This is a genomic window from Microcoleus sp. T3_B1 (assembly GCF_036700445.1).
GTDB lineage: Bacteria > Cyanobacteriota > Cyanobacteriia > Cyanobacteriales > Microcoleaceae > Microcoleus.
Genome location: NZ_JAUBOX010000020.1, coordinates 24,210 through 40,964 on the forward strand (window position 1 = coordinate 24,210; position 16,755 = coordinate 40,964).

Genomic DNA, 16,755 nt, shown 5'->3' on the forward strand with positions numbered 1-16,755 from the left:
TTTTATGCGTCAACCAGTGAGTGTAACTAATTCTGCTGCACTTTGGCAAAATATGATGGACGATCGCTCCCCGATGATAACTCCTAACCTTTCAGCGCTTTACCGCGGCGTCAGCGAGATTTTTCCAGATCGACCTGATTCTAGCAACCCTGACGAAAATTTAGCCCAACTGCTGGCAACAGTCGATCGACCGTTGCGCGTCAAACTGGGAATTGACCCGACAGGGAGTGACATTCACTTGGGACACAGCCTTTGCGTCCGCAAGCTGCGGGCTTTTCAAGATGCCGGTCACACAGCCGTACTGCTGATCGGAGATTTTACCGCAAGAATTGGCGATCCGACAGGGAAGTCGGAGATGCGTAGCCAGTTGACGGCCGAACAAGTGGCGGAAAATGCCAAGACTTATTTAGACCAAGTGCGTCCGATTCTAGATTTTGACACGCCCGGACGTTTGGAAATTCGCTATAACTCCGAGTGGTTGTCAAAATTGGACTTGGCGAAGATTTTGGAACTGCTGAAGACGATGACGGTGCAGCAGATGCTCGCTAAAGAGGGATTTGACAACAGGATGCAGCAGGAGAATGCGATTTATCTGCACGAGTTTCTGTACCCACTAATGCAGGGTTACGATTCGGTGGCTTTGGAAGCTGATGTTGAGTTGGGGGGAACTGACCAAAAGTTTAATATTGCGGTGGGGAGAGATTTGCAGCGGCATTTTGGGATGAAACCGCAGTTTGGTTTGCTGATGCCGATTTTGATCGGGACTGACGGGGTGCAGAAGATGTCGAAGTCTTTGAACAATTATGTGGGTTTGTCGGAAGACCCGCTGACGATGTATTCTAAGTTGGAGAAAATTGCTGATAGTTCGATCGCCCAATATTTTGAACTATTGACAGATTTGCCGCTTGATGAATTGCCAGAAAATCCGCGAGAAAAACAGAAACTTTTGGCTTTGGATGTGGTGCGCCAGTATCGGGGGAAGGAAGCGGCGGATCGCGCACAACAAGATGCAATTGCGCTGGTTAAAGGTGCTGCGGGACAAGCTGATGCTGTGGCGGAGTTTTCTTTGGCAAGTGTGCAGTTTCCGGCTAAGTTGTTTTATATTCTGAGTGCTAGCGGGCTTTGTAAAAGCAGCGGTGATGCGCGGAAGTTGATGCAGGGCGGTGGGGTGAAGTTGGAGGGCGATAAAGTTTCTGATGTTAACCTCACCTTTGAATCACCTGCTGAATTGGAAGGTAAGGTTTTGCAAGTCGGGAAAAATAAGTTTGTTCGATTGGTGTCTTGAATAGACATCTCCAATAATGATTGTGGAACAGGCATCTTGCCTGTTCAAAACAGGCAATTATGGCGATGACTAATCTATTTTTTTAACCGCAGATGAATACTGAAGATGAACGCTGATGAACGCTGATAATCGAATTATTGTTGCTTTGGATGTTTCGAGTCAAGAAGAGGCGATCGCACTTCTTGACAAACTGCCTGATGTATCTTTCTGGAAAGTGGGTTTGGAACTGTTTGTGAGTTCCGGGCCGGGGATTTTGGAAATTTTAAAACAGCGGGAAAAGCGGATTTTTCTCGATTTGAAGTTTCACGATATCCCGAATACTGTGGCTGGTGCTTGTCGGGCGGCTGCTAAGTATAATGTGGATTTATTGACGATCCATTCTACTTGTGGTAAAGATGCTTTGAAAGCGGCACAGTTGGCTTTGACTGAAGGGGCGGCGGCTGTGGATAAACCGAGTCCTAAGTTGATTGCAATTACCCTGTTAACGAGTTTGAATTCGCGACAGTTGGCTTTTGAGTTGAAAATACCTTTGGAGTTGCCGGAATATGCTTTACACATGGCATTGTTGGCTAAGGAAACTGGTTTAGCTGGTGCTGTTTGTTCTCCGCAAGAAGTGGAACAATTAAGAATGAGTTGCGGGGATGATTTTCTGTTAGTTTGTCCCGGTGTGCGTCCGAAATGGGCCGATGGAGGCGATCAAAAACGATCGATGACTCCGAAGGCGGCTTTGAAAGCTGGTGCGGATTATCTGGTGATTGGGCGCCCGATTACTGCTGCAGATGATCCGGCGGCGGCTTTTGCACGTATTTGTGAAGAGTTGGGATAACAAGAGGAATGTTGTTTTTAACTCACATCTTGCACCATTCTCGCTTAACAGGCAAGATGCCTGTTCCACAAGAAAATTCACTCTTTGTGGAACAGGCCGGAAAGCCTGTTCATAAAAGGCTTATTGAGAATGGTGCAACCTCTCAGTTTTAACCGCCGATAAACGCCGATGAACGCCAAGGGAATTTTATCTGCGTTCATCTGTGTTTATCTGCTGATATCTGCGGTTGGCGAAAAGAAATTAAGCTGCTATTATTACAGCAGATAAAAAAATAGCTAGTTTCTACTCTTGAGTAATTTGGTAAGACGTTACAATTTACAAGTCTCGACGCGAGATGGGGATTCTAGCATTGATGCGTCTGGAGTCTTACATTGACTAACTGCAATATCTGTCTTTAATCCTAAAGCCTTCAGCAAACCCATAAATCGGTAAATCTCTTCTCCCCCTGATGCTTTCAACAATTCCTCAAGTTTCTCCCAATTCTGTTGTTCGTCTTCAGTCATGATAGAGAGTTTATCTTGAGCTTTAACTACGTCTTTGAGAACCGTCAGTAACAGTTCAGATTCCGGTTCTTTTTCTTCTAAAATTGCTTGAATATAAGCAGCAGCTTCTTCAATTTCTTGGAGGGATTTAATCAGATAGTCATGATAACTGTGGGTTTTAGGCATTGTTTCTACTCCTGAATTCTATCCAGTATTCTTTGGCCTTGCGAATATCTCGATCTTGGGTACTTTTATCTCCACCGCAGAGAAGCAGTACAATAGTTGAGTCTCTTTCTCCAAAATAAACCCGGTAGCCTGGGCCGCAGTCAATTTTTAACTCAGAAACACCCTCTCCTACTGATTTACAGTCTCCTAAATTACCAAGAGCAACTCGCTGAAGTCTACCTTTTATTTTAGCTTTCCCTTCGCGATCGCGCAAAGAATCAAGCCACTCTTCAAAAGGTATTTTTCCCTCTAAAGTTTCATAGGTTTGAATTTCTCTCGGTTGGACTTCCATGATTTCATTTAGTACAAACCTTAGCATCAATTGGCAACATTTTAGCTCATTCTGGTCAGTGCCAGGTATCGGAAATGTAGAAATGGCATGGTTTCGTGGAAAAAGTCGGGTTCACAACTATAATAAAAATCTTAAACCTCCATCAGATGTTTTTCATCCATCACCAATCGACAGCCAACACCACAACAAAAACAAAACAAACAAACACCCAAACCAACCAAAAGAAGGAGACAAGTACATCCCACTAGCCAACATTAATAACGCAACAAAAAACAAAAAAATCCATTTGATATTACCCATTATCCAATAGAAAAAATTCATATCCGCTCTCCTATTGAATAACAAATCAAAGCAAGCGCTCACTGTTAGTATATACTGCCCATAGCCAAACTGCAACCACGCCCACCGCCAAACCGCTTGCCAGGATAAAGGGCGGGTCTAGTTTTGATTTTATCTAAAAGCTGATAAAAATTGTGGGCTCCTGTAATTGGGGGTATAGCTTAAGAATTTTTCCAGGCATATTCTTTGAGGGAGGGGGGATCTGAGGGCTTTTCTCCGCTGCATATTGCTGTGTTATGGTGTTTAGATATAGGGGATTGTAGCAGATGAGCATTGCTTTGACAATTGGCGGACTAAGATCGATGAGGAGTCTTTCTGAGGTTGAATGTATTTCCAGTAAGTAGTATTTTGGTTGCGATTGTGTGGGTGGTTGGGACTCCAACTATGGCGGTTAATTTGGCAATCGATGATGTTAATGTAAATGCAAATGGGCATGGTTTGTGGGCCAGATCGCCCTGTCCGGCTGATTTAGAAACTTTGGTCGATCGCCTGTTGCAAGATTTGCCGAGTTATGCTAATCGCGTAATTGTGCGATCGCACTTTTCTCCTAACACTAACACACCGCCCGGTTACGCGCTGCCGCAAATAATTTTAGCCGGTCGCCCGGAGTTTGAACCGTTACCTTTAAATTTTGAAGATGCGCTTCCTGAAAATGCTAGTCAAGTTTTCATTACTACTTTGGAACGGCAGTATCGCGGGGGAAAACGAGTAGAAATTCAGCAATATCATTGGCTGTTTTTAACTAAAACCGAGAACGGATGGGAATTAGTAAAAATTGTTTCTAGGTTTGGTACTGCGGCGGATGTTCGTCCGTTGTTGCGGCCAGAGGGGGAGAAAAGCGAAATTGCTGAGGCGATTCGTTTGTGGTTGCGAGATTGTCAGGCAAAGCCGTAACTTTCGCGGGTTCCGAGGATTTTTTTTACACTTAAAAATATCCTCTAGACAGCACGTCATCTTCGTCTAGTTCATCTTTACCAATCATCACTTCAATCTCACCTAAAAATCTCATAAAAACTTCCGGTGCAAAGGGGTTGTTATCGAGATGGTTGACAAAATAATCTTTATTTTTATTTCTTCCCTCTACCGTACTAAAAGCACTTCTTATATTAGACGATAAGCGTTTTGCTTTTCTCAAAATTAGTATTTCATCAATAGCTGTGAGTGATGAGCTAATCGGCGACATATCAAGCCACTCACATAGCAAGAAATACTTGGCTCCTGGTACACTCAATTTTACATCCAGGGCAGTTGCTGCGCCCTCTTGAAACATGGTTTTATCAAGATTTGTTTTACACTCAGCCGCAACATAAGCAATATTTGCCTCGCGGGAGGTAGCCTCCTTAAAATCTTGGTTATGAGAGGCTTTGAGAAATATTTTTCTACTAATCGCAAAATCTTGATCCTTGGCTCGAATACTCATCCCACCGCCTTTTGGACTGAGTTTTAAACTTGACTCAAATCGTAGGGATGAAAAACACTGTGTTGGGCCAAAGGATAATTCTTTGTCCTTTAATGAATCTGCAAAGACGGTTGTAACTAAGATAGGTATAAATTCTTCAATAATTGAGTTGTCAAGTTTTAATTGCCCTTTTTGACGGTACAAAAAATCATTGTCACTGTCAAAAATTAGTTCAACGTCAATGTATCGCTTATAGGAGGTTAGATGGGATACCATCTCTGGAACAACTTTCAGATCATCCCCCCTGATGTTTTTAAGCGTTTCCAACCATTTTTTGTAGTATTCGATTGCTTGATTAACACGCCGTTTATCTGTAGGAGGTAATTTCACGTTATCAAGTAATGCTGCTAGTTTGTCCCCATGTGGTTGAGCTAAATTAAACATAATTTTCTTCTTTTTGGTTGAGTATTTCAATGGTTTTTCGTGAACGCTGCCGATCGAAATAAGGTGAGGGCTGTACTGTGGCTGCCTTATCGATAGCATCCTTGATTTCATATTTTACTTGTTCATTCGCTACGGAATAAGCAGATATTAAAGCTTCTACAGAAAGAGTTCTGGCTTGATGTATGTCAAAATAATACTGTAAGTCTTCTCTTTTTGTAAAGTGTAGTATATCTTCTTTGATAGTTTTTCCATAACGATTTACAAAACTTCTTTCTTGACGGATATCTAAGCTAATTCCCAATACTTGACGAGCAACTTCGGCAACTAACTCCCCGTTTAAAAACGGCGTTCCTCTAATATTTGATTCTTTACCTACTACAAATATTATTCTACTATTAGGGCTGCATACTCTTAACAATTCTTGCAAACTATAGGCGATGTCTAAGCAATATTGAATGACAGTTAGAAATCTATTACTTCTATGCTTGCGATTAGAACCAAACTCGGATTTTGCCACCTCTAAAATTTTCCAGTTTAGTGCTTCAGTAGAACCGCGATACTGCTGATGATAGTTAAATACATTGATATAAGGGGGGGAGGTAATCACAAGATTGACGCTGGAGTTTTGTAAGGGAACGTTTCTTGCATCGGCATTGTAGGCATTTATCGGCTTTTTACTATAGGGTAGTTTAAGGACAAAAGTAGCGATATTTTCCGCCAGTGTAAAAACTCTGGATTTGGTAAGTTTTTTGTTTTCTAAGTCTAGCAATATCACTAATACTTCATGTAGAATATTAAGTAACTTTTCTTCATCATCAACGGCTACCTCTACAATTTTATCTATTAAATCATTGGGTGTAATTTCTTTTTGTATTGTTTGGAAGAGTGGCATTCTCTCCCATATCTCTGTTTTTAGTTGAGTGAGAAAAGAATTGATACATTTTTCACGCTTTATTGGTGAAATAGTGATGAATTTATAAGTGTTAGCTAGGATTAAAGCGGCTGGATTGATTTCTGTTCCGCAGGCTTCCAGTCCGAATCTTCCTGCCTCATATAAAACTGTTCCACTACCTAAAAATGGATCAAAAATCACAGTATTTTTATTGGCATATTTGTCAATTAAAGTTTCGACGAACTGGGGGGAGAATTGCCCTTTCCAAGGAAGTGGATTAGTACGTTGTTTATCTTCAATGTCTAATAGTTCTTGAGGAATTTCTTGTCTATTGATAGGAGTTTCACTAAAAATACTAGAGACAACCATAATTCGGATTTTTACTACGGGGCGTAAATTTATGAATGGAAAGCGGGAACTGGCTTTGTAGATGGCAGGTAAAAATCAGAGATTGTTGGTGAAACCAGCCCCCTACAAATTACACATGAAAATTAATTATAATTTTTCGGTGGGTGGGGGCGGGTTTTAAGATTGTGGGTAAAAATCCGAGATTGTGCCTCAAACCTGCCTACAAATCCACAAGAAAAATTGATTATAATTGCTCTTTGAATTCATCCAATTTAGCCTTGATAGCCTGCATATCTTGCCACATAAACCATTTCGGAGTTTCCGGTTCGCGGGAGGGATTTCGCAGCAAGTACGACGGGTGAAAAATTGGCATACACAAACGATTTTCCCATTCAATCCATTGACCTCTAATTTTACTAATGGGCCGCTTGTCGCTTAGCAAACCTTTCAGGGCTGTTGCACCAGTTAATAAAATAATTTTGGGGTCTAAGATGCGGATTTGTTCGAGCAAGTAAGGTTTGCAAGCTTCGATTTCTTTGGCTGTCGGAGGGCGGTTGTTGGGAGGGCGACATTTGATGACGTTGGCAATGAATACGTCGGTTTCTGCACTCAATCCCACGGATTCTAAAATCTTATCTAACAGTTTGCCCGATCGCCCGACGAAGGGCAATCCGGTTTCATCTTCGTTTTGTCCGGGCGCTTCTCCCACAATCAAAATTGAGGCTTGAGGATTGCCGCGCCCGATGACGGCGTGAGTGCGGCTGTTGCCCAATTCGCAGCGGTAGCAGCGGTTGCAGTGCTCGCCGATTTGTTCCATATTTTGATAAGTGCCCGGAGGAATGGGAATTTTGGCATTTGCTGGTATTGAGTCTGTTTGGAAAGTGGCACTTTGATTGTTGTCAAAAAGGCTGAGTTGCAAGTCGCTGGACATAAATTTTACAATTAGGGAGATATTTTGGAGTCTAGAGTTTATAGTTTAGATCGGGTTTGGTGATTTGAGATTGGCTAGAAGCTTGTGTGCGATGCTGTCGATTGCACAATCCCTAATTAACACTGGCACAATCTCCAATTGTTTGGTTGAGCTCGTACAGGCAAAAATATGTTCTCTAACCCGTTTTTTGACGATCGCGCCGATGCAGGCGAAAAACTGGCCGAGGCAGTTGTGGACGAGTTCGGCAAGTTGAGTTTAATGACACAGCAGGCGGTGAAACCGATTGTTTACGCCTTGCCACGCGGGGGTTTGCCCGTTGCTGTGCCGATAGCGCGTCGCTTGGGCTGTCCTTTGGATGTGGTTGTCGCTAAGAAAATTACTCGCCCAGATAATTTAGAATTGGCGATCGGGGCTGCAACTGCTGACGGTCACGTCCTCTGGGAAAAGCAAAAGCTGCAGAATTGGCGCTTGCAAAAATCAGCCCTGCCCGTGGCTCAAAATAATGCTCAATCTCTGCTGGCAGATTTGTCTCCTGGACGCCCAAATATCAACGCGGCTGGGGCTTTGGCGATTTTGGTAGATGACGGCATTGCGACGGGGATGACAATGGCTGTGGCGGCTAAGGCTTTGCAGTCGCAGCAACCGCTGGCTTTGTGGATTTGCGCGCCTGTCGCCCCGGCAGATTTAATGGGATTTTTGGCCCAGATGGCCGATAAGTTGATCGTTCTGGAGACTCCTCACCCTTTTTACAGTGTCAGTCGCTTTTACGGGCAATTTCCGCAGGTTGAGACTGCGGAGGCTTTAAGGTGTTTGCAGCAACAAACAGAATGGCGATCGTAGGTTAAGCTAGAAGGCTAAATCCAAAAGCTCGATCGCTAAAACATGAGACCTTGGCAATATTGGTTGGACACTTTGATTCTGTCTACTCAGCACAATCCGCCTCGCTTTGTTGAGTTGGTGATGTTGACTTTGGCGATGATGTTGCTGGGGCTGTGGAGTGTAACATTGCAGTGGCAATATTTAGCACTGTCTCTGAGTTATATAATTGGTTCGTCTTTTTCAATTTTGGTGCGGGAATCCCTCGACCCGCGGTCTCAATTTCAGCTAACTCACTTGACTGCTTTGTTGTTATTAATATTAATTATCAGTTTTTATAGTTTTGCTGAACTGATTAGATAGTTAAGGCAGTTTTGATTTGTAGAGGCGGGTTTTACAATGTCATTGCGAAGGCGGTTAAGCAATTGCATAAGTTATATAGCAATCCTCAGCGGGTTGTGAACTAGATGTTTTTTTGAACGAACCGCGAAGACGCGTTCGGCGAAGCCGTTCCCGTTCCCCGCAGGGGTTCCCGAAGGGTAGGGTAGAAAGAGAAGAGAAGATGGAGAGTTCACCAATAATTAGCCATTATCCTAGATTCGCATGGGTTGATGTAAAATTATGCGGTTCCCGGCAGGATCGAAGGCATAGATTTCTAGACCGTGAGAAGCTTTGATAATTTCTCCGCTGGGCGGATAACCTAAAGCCCAAATTCGGGCGATCGCAGTTTCGATATCGCTGACTTCCAAACACAAACTCATGCCTGTTTTTGCTCGATTGGCAAATTCCGATTTGTGGGAATCTTTGGGTTTGAATATGCCGAGTCTTAATCCTGGGAGTTGAAATTCAGCATAAGTATTGGGAATATAAGGGTTTGGTTCTATGTCGAGAAATTTGGTGTAAAATTTAACGAGAACTTCTTTATCAAGGTCTGCTAAAGTCACTAGGGCGGCGCTGTATTGGAAACTCATATAAATTGGTAATGGGGAATTGGGAATTGGTAATATTATACAACATTCACTGCGATATCAAAACTTCGGAGTTAAAAGGGAGTGACTGTGCAAGTCTTGGTATAATCAATTGCTCGCCCTGCAATCCCTTTACTACTCAAAGTGAGATGAATCCAAAAGGAAATCAAGAGAACCAGAATCTTAGAACCCACATTCCGCAGTTCTGGCTTTAATGACTAAGGATTATCATACATTCAGTGTAGGAAAAATATCTGTGCCTACCTTTTCTAATTTTAGTATCATTTTTTTGCGATTTTGGCGAAATATAAGAAATTTGAATTTACAGATATTTCCCAATATATTCCTTCGGCAATATCTGAACTGGTTTTCCCTAAATTAGACACTAAAATTCCGGCAACATGATTGTTATGTTGCCAATTATTTGAATTTATTCAACCATATTCTCCGGTGTATTTTCCGCGTTACCCATCTTCAACTATTAAATAATATTGACCGCAAACCTTTCCTAAATAATTTAATATCTCCCGACGTTCCTTTGTTAAGTTGCTTATTTGTTCGGCTCCATTGAGGTTGACTAAATGTACGGCTTGAAACATCTGAAATACCCACCGCATTGTCGGTTTATTTGTCATTTTCTTGACCTGGTTTCTGATGCTGGCATTGGCTGATTCTAATTCTTGTCTCAACTTTCTTTGGGCAAGATTATATACCAATAAACATACTCCCATTATCATGGCAATTGCTTCTACTCTCTCGGGTTTTTTCACGAAGACGCTTGATGTGAAAAATAATGGATCTTTTAAAAATCTAAATCCTCTTTCGTTACTTTGTTGGTCTTTGTATTCTTCTAATATTTGCTGGTTGGTTATTTCGTTTTTATCTAAGATGTTTGTTGCCAGTATAAATCTCCCTGCTTTGATTTTTTCGGCTGATATTATTTCGGGTCTGGTTTCTATTTTACCGATTATTTGATAGGATATTGTGTCTATATTACTAGCTTTGTTGGTGGTTTGTTTTTGTTTTTTATGGCTTTTTTCTTGAGATTCAATTTCGGTAATTTGGTGATATTTCCATGTGTCTGATAGATTCTTTATGGCGGTTTCTGCGTCGGCAACACAAGCGAACTTTTGCCGGGAAAGCTTACGTAGCGAGGCTTGGGCGCTTGATTCTTGTTTGTTTACTTGTTTGTCTATTTGTTTGATGCTTGCTTGTTTTCTGAGTTCACTTTCTATGACTAACCATCTTTGTTGGATATTTCCATATTCGCTAGCTCTTTCGGCTATCTTATATCCTTTTTTTGAGCTTGATTGCCATTCGCTTTCTTGGATGTCTACGATTTTCTCTTGGGCTGATTTTATGCTTAATGGGACTCTTGTTATCCATTTGATTCCTGTCATTGCTGATAGGTTTTCCCTGGTGTATAAGGCGCTGTCTGCTACGCAGATTCCTTCAAATGTCCACTGTTTTTTGAATTCTTTTAGTCTTGATACGAATACGCTTTTGTCGTCGATGTTTCCTGAATCTATTTTTAGATATAGTGGTATGTCTCCGTCTCCTGTTACAATCATGTCTATGATAAATTGTTTGAGGTCGGGTCGATGGTCTCTCGAGTATCCGTGAACTATTTCTATTGGTTTCATTTCTGATGTTTCTGGTTCGGGTTCTTTTTCTGTTTGGTCGCTGTTTTTAACTTGGGTTTTATATTCTCCTTGTACATACATTGAACTTCCATCTAAATGGATGCTGTTCATTTTTACTTGGAATTTATGGGCGGCTTTTATGGCGATTGTTGTGAAGAGTTTTGTGGTTCCCACTTGATAATATTTATCAAGGGTTCTTCCCAGTCTATCGTCATTTAGATGTTCGGGTAATATTCCCTTTCCTATTAGATGTGATGTTGCTTTTCCTACGAAAAATTCCTCGAATATGTATAATGGGGCGCTTAAAAATCCTAGTCCATTCAAAATCATTGCTTTCATGACTTGTCCTGGGCTGAGCATTTCTTGGGTTGTTATTCCTACTATTTTATTGACTTCTTCTACTAATTCCATCTCGTCTATTATGCCTGCTACTATTCCTAAATGGTCTAAATTTAGGACTTTTATGGCTTCTTGATGCTCATTCATGGTTTTTTCCTCTTGGCTCCTAATTCGTTCATTGTATCTCAAAAAAGCCTGAAGTGATTACGGGGCAATCACTTCAGGCTTTAATTTTTAAAATTTATAACCCTCAATTGTATTTAAAGACCTGCGGAATGTGGGTTAGAAGACTCAGAGTCACTCCAACAACCCCAGATTCTAGGTTGATTGAGAATCGAGAATCTAGATTTCCGCGTGCAGTTGCTATGGCGATAGATGATGCTCAAGAGGTTATGAACGATCTCTATCGGGAAGAGGCAGAGTACGGAGATGGAAGTTGTGCTTTTATGGTGATGAAAGAACAATTTGAAGGGGGAGTAGAAAACCAGCCAATGTCCCTCAAAAAAGGAACTCTCCACCATACAAAGTGCCGTCAATATATTTCACATTTAAAAAAAAGATTGCTAGATTTGCCGTCTGAGCCTAATGAGCCTAAAGAAAAGATTACTAGAGAAATTAAAAAAATGGAAGAGGCGCTACAATGGGCAGAAGACTACCGCAACGGCAACGATCCGGTGATTCCCCGATGGGCAAACTCTTGGAGAGATCAGTTAGGAAAATAATCAATGGATATTATTAAGCTAGAGAACACTTACAAAACACCGTATCAGGGCAGGAACTGGCGGGATACAAAGCATGAGCTTCCTATCAAGCCAAAGGACACTCTGAGTTTCTGTGACTTAAGAAATTGCAGTTTAGAAGGACTCGACTTATCAATGGTAGAGTTCTTTGGTTGCCATCTGAATGGTACCTTATTTAAAGCTGCCAATTTGCAGAAAACGAAATTTATTGGCTGTTTTTCTTCGGATGATTATCCGCCAACAGACTTTAGTGGTGCTATTAGCAAAGATGTGTCTGTAGTAAATTCTCACTTGAACTACCTAGCAGACGAATTTATAGGAGATTTTGGTGATCTTGACGAGGATTTTTGGATGGGAAACAGTCCAGAGTCCAAGTGGCCTGATGTTGTGGCTGCTGCTGCTACCGAAACACTGGACGATCGCAATGATGTCAGATATAATGCTGCGGCAAAATTAGGAGATTTAGATAATCCTGTTGTTGCTCCCATACTGGCTTGTCTCCTCGCTGACGATGAGTGGGATGTGCGATCGATTGCCCTCGAAACATTAGGAAATCTAAGGCATCAGGAATTCCCGCAGGGTGACAATATTTTATTGCAGTGGATGTTCTTACGTCTCGGAGATCGACATTCGATTGTACGGCAGACAGCGAGAAACCTTGTTGAGATTCTATCACCACCAAACCATGTATTGCTTGCTTCTATTAACCGGATGATGTCGTCGGAGTCTGAGGAAAGAATGGCGGGCGTACTTGCAGCTATTGAGTTGTGCAGGCTAGACGAACAATATTCGAGTTTGCTGGAACCAAAAATTATTGAGAGTCTCTTGTCGGATGAAGCACCTGATGTTCGGCAAGAATGTTCCTATCTTCTAGAAATTTTAGAGGATTGTTAGAAACTTTAACCGCAATCTGCTGTAAATTTCTACCTCCTTAAAATCCTCGAATTCGTCCGAATATTTTAATTTTACCTTCTCGATCGCTTTTGAGAATCACAGCTTCGCCGCTTTGCGGTACAAGATCAGTAATCGCGGTAATATTTACTTGATGAGTTACCATAATAATCGCGCCTTTTGTATTGCGGTTGTCCACAATTAATTTGCGAATTGCTGCTGTTTGGCTGGCTTCTGTGCTGCTGTCCCTAAAGAACGAATTCAGTGCTGGGAACGGTTCGACTTTGCCTAAAGTTATCAATTTTGCTGTTTCCAAACATCGGCACCACTGACTCGATAAAACTCTGGCAACTTTGATGTTGCGGTTGCGAAATTCTGCTCCAATTTGCTTGGCTTGGGTTCTTCCCTGTGCTGATAAATTGCGCTGGCTGGAACAGTCGCCCAACTTAAAGTTAGCAGGATCTCCCGTACCTGGGGCGATCGCGTGTCGCATTGCTACCACCAACCCCGTCTCACCCCGCTGCAACAATTGCCACCCTGCTTGAGTTTGCGCGTTGGTTGCTGCGTCAGAACTTGCAGTTGCAATCATTAAGCCGATCGACAATACTAAAGCTAGCGAGCCGAAAAACCATTTCCAGTTAAGGTAAATCCGCGCAGCCATTGGTGCAGAAGTTAGGAATTAACTTATCATATTATAATACAACAAATATTGCTCTATGGAACTCACCAATTTTATTGCTCTGTCTGTCATTATTGCCCTGGTGCTGGGGATTGGGTTTGGAACAATGACTTGGGCTTACTTCGGCAAGGGCAGCATTTCTGTACTCTTTAAAGAACCAATTTTAACTTACCCAGAATTTCCCGATACCGACAGCGGCAGTAAAGCTTCCGTTTATTTTCAACAAGGAATTGAGGCTTATCAGTCTGGAAAGTACCGCAAAGCCAAAGATAAATTTACCAGCGCTGTAGAACAAGTTTCAACTTTGGCAGAAGCTTACCACAATCGCGCCTTGGCTTTTGCAAATTTGCGATCGGATGACGAGGCTGTTGCAGATTTGATCCGTGCCAGCGAATTATACCAACAGCAGGGGGCTGGATTTGCGATCGACACGATTAAACAAAATCTGGCCGCCTTGAAGCAGCGCAAATTAGAACGAGAAAAACAAAAGGCAGTAGCGACATAAATTATTATGTTCGGGCCGTGAAACTCAACCCACACCTAGAGTGGGGGTCTGAAAAACCCGGTTTCTTTAATGTGGTTGGGAGAAACCGGGTTTGTTAACAGAATTTTTATGATAGTTGAAAATCAAGATTTAACCTTCTCCCGCTCAACTAAATTTTTCGGGCATCTTCTATTTTGTCGATTTGAGAAATCATCATTTCTCGGCTAGGTGCCACAACTCGATAATTAGTAATGGGATCGTAAGCTTCCCACTCTTGAGTCACTTCGCTGTCTTGCCACAAAAACCATTCCCGGTAAATTTCGCCGTCATCAATGTCGCCGCACAAGGGAAGCCAATCATCTCCTCCCAAGCTCTCAAAATCTCCTCCTACTAAGTCAATCCAAGCTGCAAGGATACAAGAGTCACTAGCATTATTATTAACAGCAACGGTGTTAGAGTGAAGAGAAGTTTCGGGAAAACAAAGTGTGGATTTCATAAGCTGTACCTGAATGTTATGTTATTAATTTATAAAAAAATCCTCTACGGCAGTGACAGCAGAATGCCGCTATCTCAACCTCCACAGTTCCCACCTCGAAAAACCTTGACACCCAAAGCGCTCAAATGCCTCTGCTGTAAGACTTGAGACCGCTTTGAGTCAAGTCGCTACACAGGCTAAATTGAGCCACTTTGCCAACTGGCATACAAGAAAGCCCGATCGACCCAATATTGCTGGCGAAGGATCTCGCGCATTAAGGAGCAAAGACAGCGCGACTGGCAATTGTATACTGGGTAAGTTGGCGAGTTTCCGTACAGTTTTTGTGATAAAATTAGCAGTAACCGGACTTTCGTACCGACAGCCTGGTCTTGTCAAAAGCTTTCCAACGAGCTTTGCAATCGTGGTGCGATCGCCAGTTTTGATTTATTGTTAATTTTGCCAAGTCCCGATCGACTGTTAGGGAAAAAAATTATGCAAGCAACCAACCAAGAAGGAATTATCAATCTGACAATCCACTATACCAACGGCAAACAGCAACACTTCCAGTTCATTGCGCCAGAGGGAACAGTAGGAGAGCAAGCAACTTTAGGCACTCGCCTGCACAAAATGTTGACAGCAGACCCGGTAATTCTCGAATTGGCAGATAAACTGGTAGTTATCCCAGTTCACAACATACAAAGTATTGAAATATCGCCGGTTCCTCCCAAATTGCCAGAGGGTGTCCTTTACCCAATGCGAGAAATCAAGAAATAGCTAAGGTATTCTGAATCTAAATTCTACTGAAAAGGCGGGCAAGATGCCCAGCCCACGCCAGCTTTTAATAAACAGAAATGTCCCAATTAAAGGCGCGACAACTTATTACAGCTAATAGATTGAAATAACCCAAAAACTTGTCGATCGCAGGGACGATAGATGTCGCGTGAGTGAGGGGAATAATTGCAGATTTCGCAGACTTTAACTTACCAAAAAAAATGCTAGAACTCCACTGTCACACTACTTATTCCGACGGCACTCTCACCCCTGCCGAACTCGTAGCCGCGGCCGCTTCATCGGGGGTTCGCGCCTTGGCCGTCACGGATCACGATACGATGTCGGGTTGGGATGAAGCCTTCGCTGCCGCTGCTTTGCACGGTATCGAAATAGTCCCCGGACTCGAACTCAGCACGGTTCACAACGGCCGATCGCTGCACATTTTAGGTTTTTATCCCGATGCAAATAAGTTGCGAGTTCCTTTGAACGATCGCCTCGAAGGGAGGTTTCGCCGATCGCAGGAAATGGTCGAAAAATTAGCAGCAATGGGATACGCGATCGAACTGCCAAAAACATCCCCAGGAATGGCACCGGGAAGGCCTCACATTGCCTCTGCACTTGTAAAAGCCGGTCACGCGAAATCATCGCGGGAAGCATTCGATCGCTGGCTGGGAGATGACGGCCCGGCTTATGTGCATTACGAGAAATTCTCGATCGTCGAAGGCATTGATTTACTGAAAAGTTGTGGCGCAGTACCAGTTTGGGCTCACCCTTATTTATTTCGCGGCGGCGCTGTTGAGGAAGTCTTAAAAGAATTAGTAGATGCTGGTTTAATGGGAGTTGAAGTATACCATCCCAGCCACAGTTCCAGCCAAATCCAAAAGTTGAAAGATTTGTGCGTTCATTACGGTTTGCTGGCAACTGGTGGCAGCGATTATCACGGCCCCGATCCGGAAAGGAAAGCAGCAGATAGCACCCAATTGAATATGTTGCATTTGCCGTTAGAATTGCTGGAACCAATTAAAGTTGCTGCGGCGAGTTTGAAATAGTTTTTTAAGACGAATTTTGCGGATGTATACAGTTGTCACAAAAAAATCCTTGGTTTTTTGAGTGAGGAGTTTGCCGAAAGTAAATCATCAGAAGAAGACCGAGGTCAAGCAGAATATAAATTAATATGAAGTTAAAGGCAATTGCAGCCGAGTTAATTTTACAATGTTACTATAGCAACTTGCCAAACGGAGCTTATTATGAGTGCAGAAGACAGAGCTAAGGCGATCGGCAAAAATTTAGAAGGCAAAGCTCAGGAAATTTTCGGTAGTATCACGGGCAACAGAAAAGACCAGGTTGAAGGCAAAGCCAAACAAGCCGAAGCTGCCGCCCGCCACGCAGCAGAAGATGCTAAAAATGCGGTGAAAAATCTGGCAGATCAAGCCAAAAGGTCGATCGACAAATTGTAGAAACCGCGCTATACCAAATCCTGGCTAAT

At 42.6% G+C, this 16,755-nt stretch carries 22 protein-coding genes; 12 read left to right on the plus strand and 10 right to left on the minus strand.

Annotated features, from left to right (window positions below; all coding sequences use genetic code 11):
* Positions 1 to 52: 52 nt before the first annotated feature.
* Both tyrS and pyrF read left to right on the plus strand, forming a co-directional pair.
* Complete coding sequence (gene tyrS, locus QT990_RS13230; protein ID WP_333465331.1) at positions 53 to 1,285, plus strand: tyrosine--tRNA ligase; 1,233 nt, start codon at positions 53 to 55, stop codon at positions 1,283 to 1,285.
* A 115-nt stretch (positions 1,286 to 1,400) separates the two neighbouring features.
* A complete protein-coding gene (gene pyrF / locus QT990_RS13235) occupies positions 1,401 to 2,111 on the plus strand; it encodes an orotidine-5'-phosphate decarboxylase (RefSeq protein WP_333465320.1) in 711 nt (236 codons plus the stop codon).
* Positions 2,112 to 2,188: 77 nt separating this feature from the next.
* Here pyrF and QT990_RS13240 read toward each other — a convergent pair whose 3' ends face one another.
* The 3 genes from QT990_RS13240 to QT990_RS13250 form a co-directional block, all read right to left on the minus strand.
* Positions 2,189 to 2,311 carry a hypothetical protein gene (locus QT990_RS13240; RefSeq protein WP_333146538.1) on the minus strand — a complete coding sequence of 41 codons (123 nt, stop codon included), beginning with the start codon at positions 2,309 to 2,311 and terminating at the stop codon, positions 2,189 to 2,191.
* 108 nt (positions 2,312 to 2,419) lie between these two features.
* On the minus strand, positions 2,420 to 2,779 hold the full coding sequence (locus tag QT990_RS13245; RefSeq protein ID WP_333105862.1) for a transcriptional regulator: 360 nt from the start codon (positions 2,777 to 2,779) through the stop codon (positions 2,420 to 2,422).
* Positions 2,772 to 3,110 carry a type II toxin-antitoxin system RelE/ParE family toxin gene (locus tag QT990_RS13250; RefSeq protein WP_333146540.1) on the minus strand — a complete coding sequence of 113 codons (339 nt, stop codon included), beginning with the start codon at positions 3,108 to 3,110 and terminating at the stop codon, positions 2,772 to 2,774. The genes QT990_RS13245 and QT990_RS13250 overlap by 8 nt, the downstream gene beginning before the upstream one ends.
* Before the next feature lie 82 nt (positions 3,111 to 3,192).
* Here QT990_RS13250 and QT990_RS13255 point away from each other — a divergent pair, with 82 nt between their 5' ends.
* Together QT990_RS13255 and QT990_RS13260 are read left to right on the plus strand one after the other, a co-directional pair.
* On the plus strand, positions 3,193 to 3,420 hold the full coding sequence (locus QT990_RS13255; RefSeq protein WP_333146542.1) for a hypothetical protein: 228 nt from the start codon (positions 3,193 to 3,195) through the stop codon (positions 3,418 to 3,420).
* 350 nt (positions 3,421 to 3,770) lie between these two features.
* Positions 3,771 to 4,343 carry a hypothetical protein gene (locus QT990_RS13260; protein ID WP_333409122.1) on the plus strand — a complete coding sequence of 191 codons (573 nt, stop codon included), beginning with the start codon at positions 3,771 to 3,773 and terminating at the stop codon, positions 4,341 to 4,343.
* A 31-nt stretch (positions 4,344 to 4,374) separates the two neighbouring features.
* On the opposite strand, the gene QT990_RS13265 is transcribed toward QT990_RS13260, so the two are convergent.
* From QT990_RS13265 to QT990_RS13275, 3 genes are all read right to left on the minus strand, one after another.
* The gene (locus tag QT990_RS13265; RefSeq protein ID WP_333409123.1) at positions 4,375 to 5,292 is read right to left on the minus strand and encodes a Bpu10I family restriction endonuclease; all 918 of its coding nucleotides are present in this window, start codon (positions 5,290 to 5,292) and stop codon (positions 4,375 to 4,377) included.
* The gene (locus QT990_RS13270; protein ID WP_333465321.1) at positions 5,285 to 6,553 is read right to left on the minus strand and encodes a DNA methyltransferase; all 1,269 of its coding nucleotides are present in this window, start codon (positions 6,551 to 6,553) and stop codon (positions 5,285 to 5,287) included. Before QT990_RS13270 ends, QT990_RS13265 begins: the two co-directional genes overlap by 8 nt.
* Positions 6,554 to 6,776: 223 nt before the next feature.
* Entirely contained in the window at positions 6,777 to 7,463 is a 687-nt protein-coding gene (locus QT990_RS13275; protein WP_333142384.1) for a uracil-DNA glycosylase, read from the minus strand.
* Between the two features lie 168 nt (positions 7,464 to 7,631).
* Between QT990_RS13275 and QT990_RS13280 the strand changes: the two genes are divergently transcribed.
* Positions 7,632 to 8,303: a phosphoribosyltransferase family protein gene (locus tag QT990_RS13280; RefSeq protein ID WP_333309057.1), complete on the plus strand. Its 672-nt coding sequence runs from the start codon at positions 7,632 to 7,634 to the stop codon at positions 8,301 to 8,303.
* 63 nt (positions 8,304 to 8,366) lie between these two features.
* Positions 8,367 to 8,642: a hypothetical protein gene (locus tag QT990_RS13285; protein WP_445305438.1), complete on the plus strand. Its 276-nt coding sequence runs from the start codon at positions 8,367 to 8,369 to the stop codon at positions 8,640 to 8,642.
* Between the two features lie 230 nt (positions 8,643 to 8,872).
* Here the strand turns inward: QT990_RS13285 and QT990_RS13290 are convergent, their stop codons facing one another.
* On the minus strand, positions 8,873 to 9,250 hold the full coding sequence (locus QT990_RS13290; RefSeq protein ID WP_333465322.1) for a VOC family protein: 378 nt from the start codon (positions 9,248 to 9,250) through the stop codon (positions 8,873 to 8,875).
* A 461-nt stretch (positions 9,251 to 9,711) separates the two neighbouring features.
* Positions 9,712 to 11,376 (minus strand): IS1634 family transposase, encoded by a 1,665-nt coding sequence (locus QT990_RS13295; protein ID WP_333142388.1) that lies wholly within the window; start codon positions 11,374 to 11,376, stop codon positions 9,712 to 9,714.
* Between the two features lie 218 nt (positions 11,377 to 11,594).
* On the opposite strand from QT990_RS13295, the gene QT990_RS13300 reads away from it, so the two are divergent.
* Positions 11,595 to 11,951, plus strand: coding sequence for a hypothetical protein (locus QT990_RS13300; protein ID WP_333142389.1), 357 nt, complete (start codon positions 11,595 to 11,597; stop codon positions 11,949 to 11,951).
* Between the two features lie 3 nt (positions 11,952 to 11,954).
* Complete coding sequence (locus QT990_RS13305; protein ID WP_333142390.1) at positions 11,955 to 12,863, plus strand: HEAT repeat domain-containing protein; 909 nt, start codon at positions 11,955 to 11,957, stop codon at positions 12,861 to 12,863.
* A gap of 37 nt (positions 12,864 to 12,900) precedes the next feature.
* Here QT990_RS13305 and QT990_RS13310 read toward each other — a convergent pair whose 3' ends face one another.
* The gene (locus QT990_RS13310) at positions 12,901 to 13,521 is read right to left on the minus strand and encodes a histidine phosphatase family protein (RefSeq protein WP_333142391.1); all 621 of its coding nucleotides are present in this window, start codon (positions 13,519 to 13,521) and stop codon (positions 12,901 to 12,903) included.
* 55 nt (positions 13,522 to 13,576) lie between these two features.
* On the opposite strand from QT990_RS13310, the gene QT990_RS13315 reads away from it, so the two are divergent.
* Entirely contained in the window at positions 13,577 to 14,044 is a 468-nt protein-coding gene (locus QT990_RS13315; protein ID WP_333142392.1) for a hypothetical protein, read from the plus strand.
* Between the two features lie 148 nt (positions 14,045 to 14,192).
* Here QT990_RS13315 and QT990_RS13320 read toward each other — a convergent pair whose 3' ends face one another.
* A complete protein-coding gene (locus tag QT990_RS13320) occupies positions 14,193 to 14,519 on the minus strand; it encodes a hypothetical protein (protein WP_333142393.1) in 327 nt (108 codons plus the stop codon).
* Between the two features lie 471 nt (positions 14,520 to 14,990).
* Here QT990_RS13320 and QT990_RS13325 point away from each other — a divergent pair, with 471 nt between their 5' ends.
* The 3 genes from QT990_RS13325 to QT990_RS13335 all read left to right on the plus strand — a co-directional run bounded on the left by QT990_RS13325 (position 14,991) and on the right by QT990_RS13335 (position 16,726).
* A complete protein-coding gene (locus tag QT990_RS13325) occupies positions 14,991 to 15,272 on the plus strand; it encodes a hypothetical protein (RefSeq protein WP_190740781.1) in 282 nt (93 codons plus the stop codon).
* A gap of 218 nt (positions 15,273 to 15,490) precedes the next feature.
* The gene (locus QT990_RS13330; RefSeq protein ID WP_333142394.1) at positions 15,491 to 16,318 is read left to right on the plus strand and encodes a PHP domain-containing protein; all 828 of its coding nucleotides are present in this window, start codon (positions 15,491 to 15,493) and stop codon (positions 16,316 to 16,318) included.
* Positions 16,319 to 16,516: 198 nt separating this feature from the next.
* Positions 16,517 to 16,726 (plus strand): CsbD family protein, encoded by a 210-nt coding sequence (locus QT990_RS13335; protein WP_333215835.1) that lies wholly within the window; start codon positions 16,517 to 16,519, stop codon positions 16,724 to 16,726.
* The last annotated feature ends 29 nt before the right edge of the window (positions 16,727 to 16,755 follow it).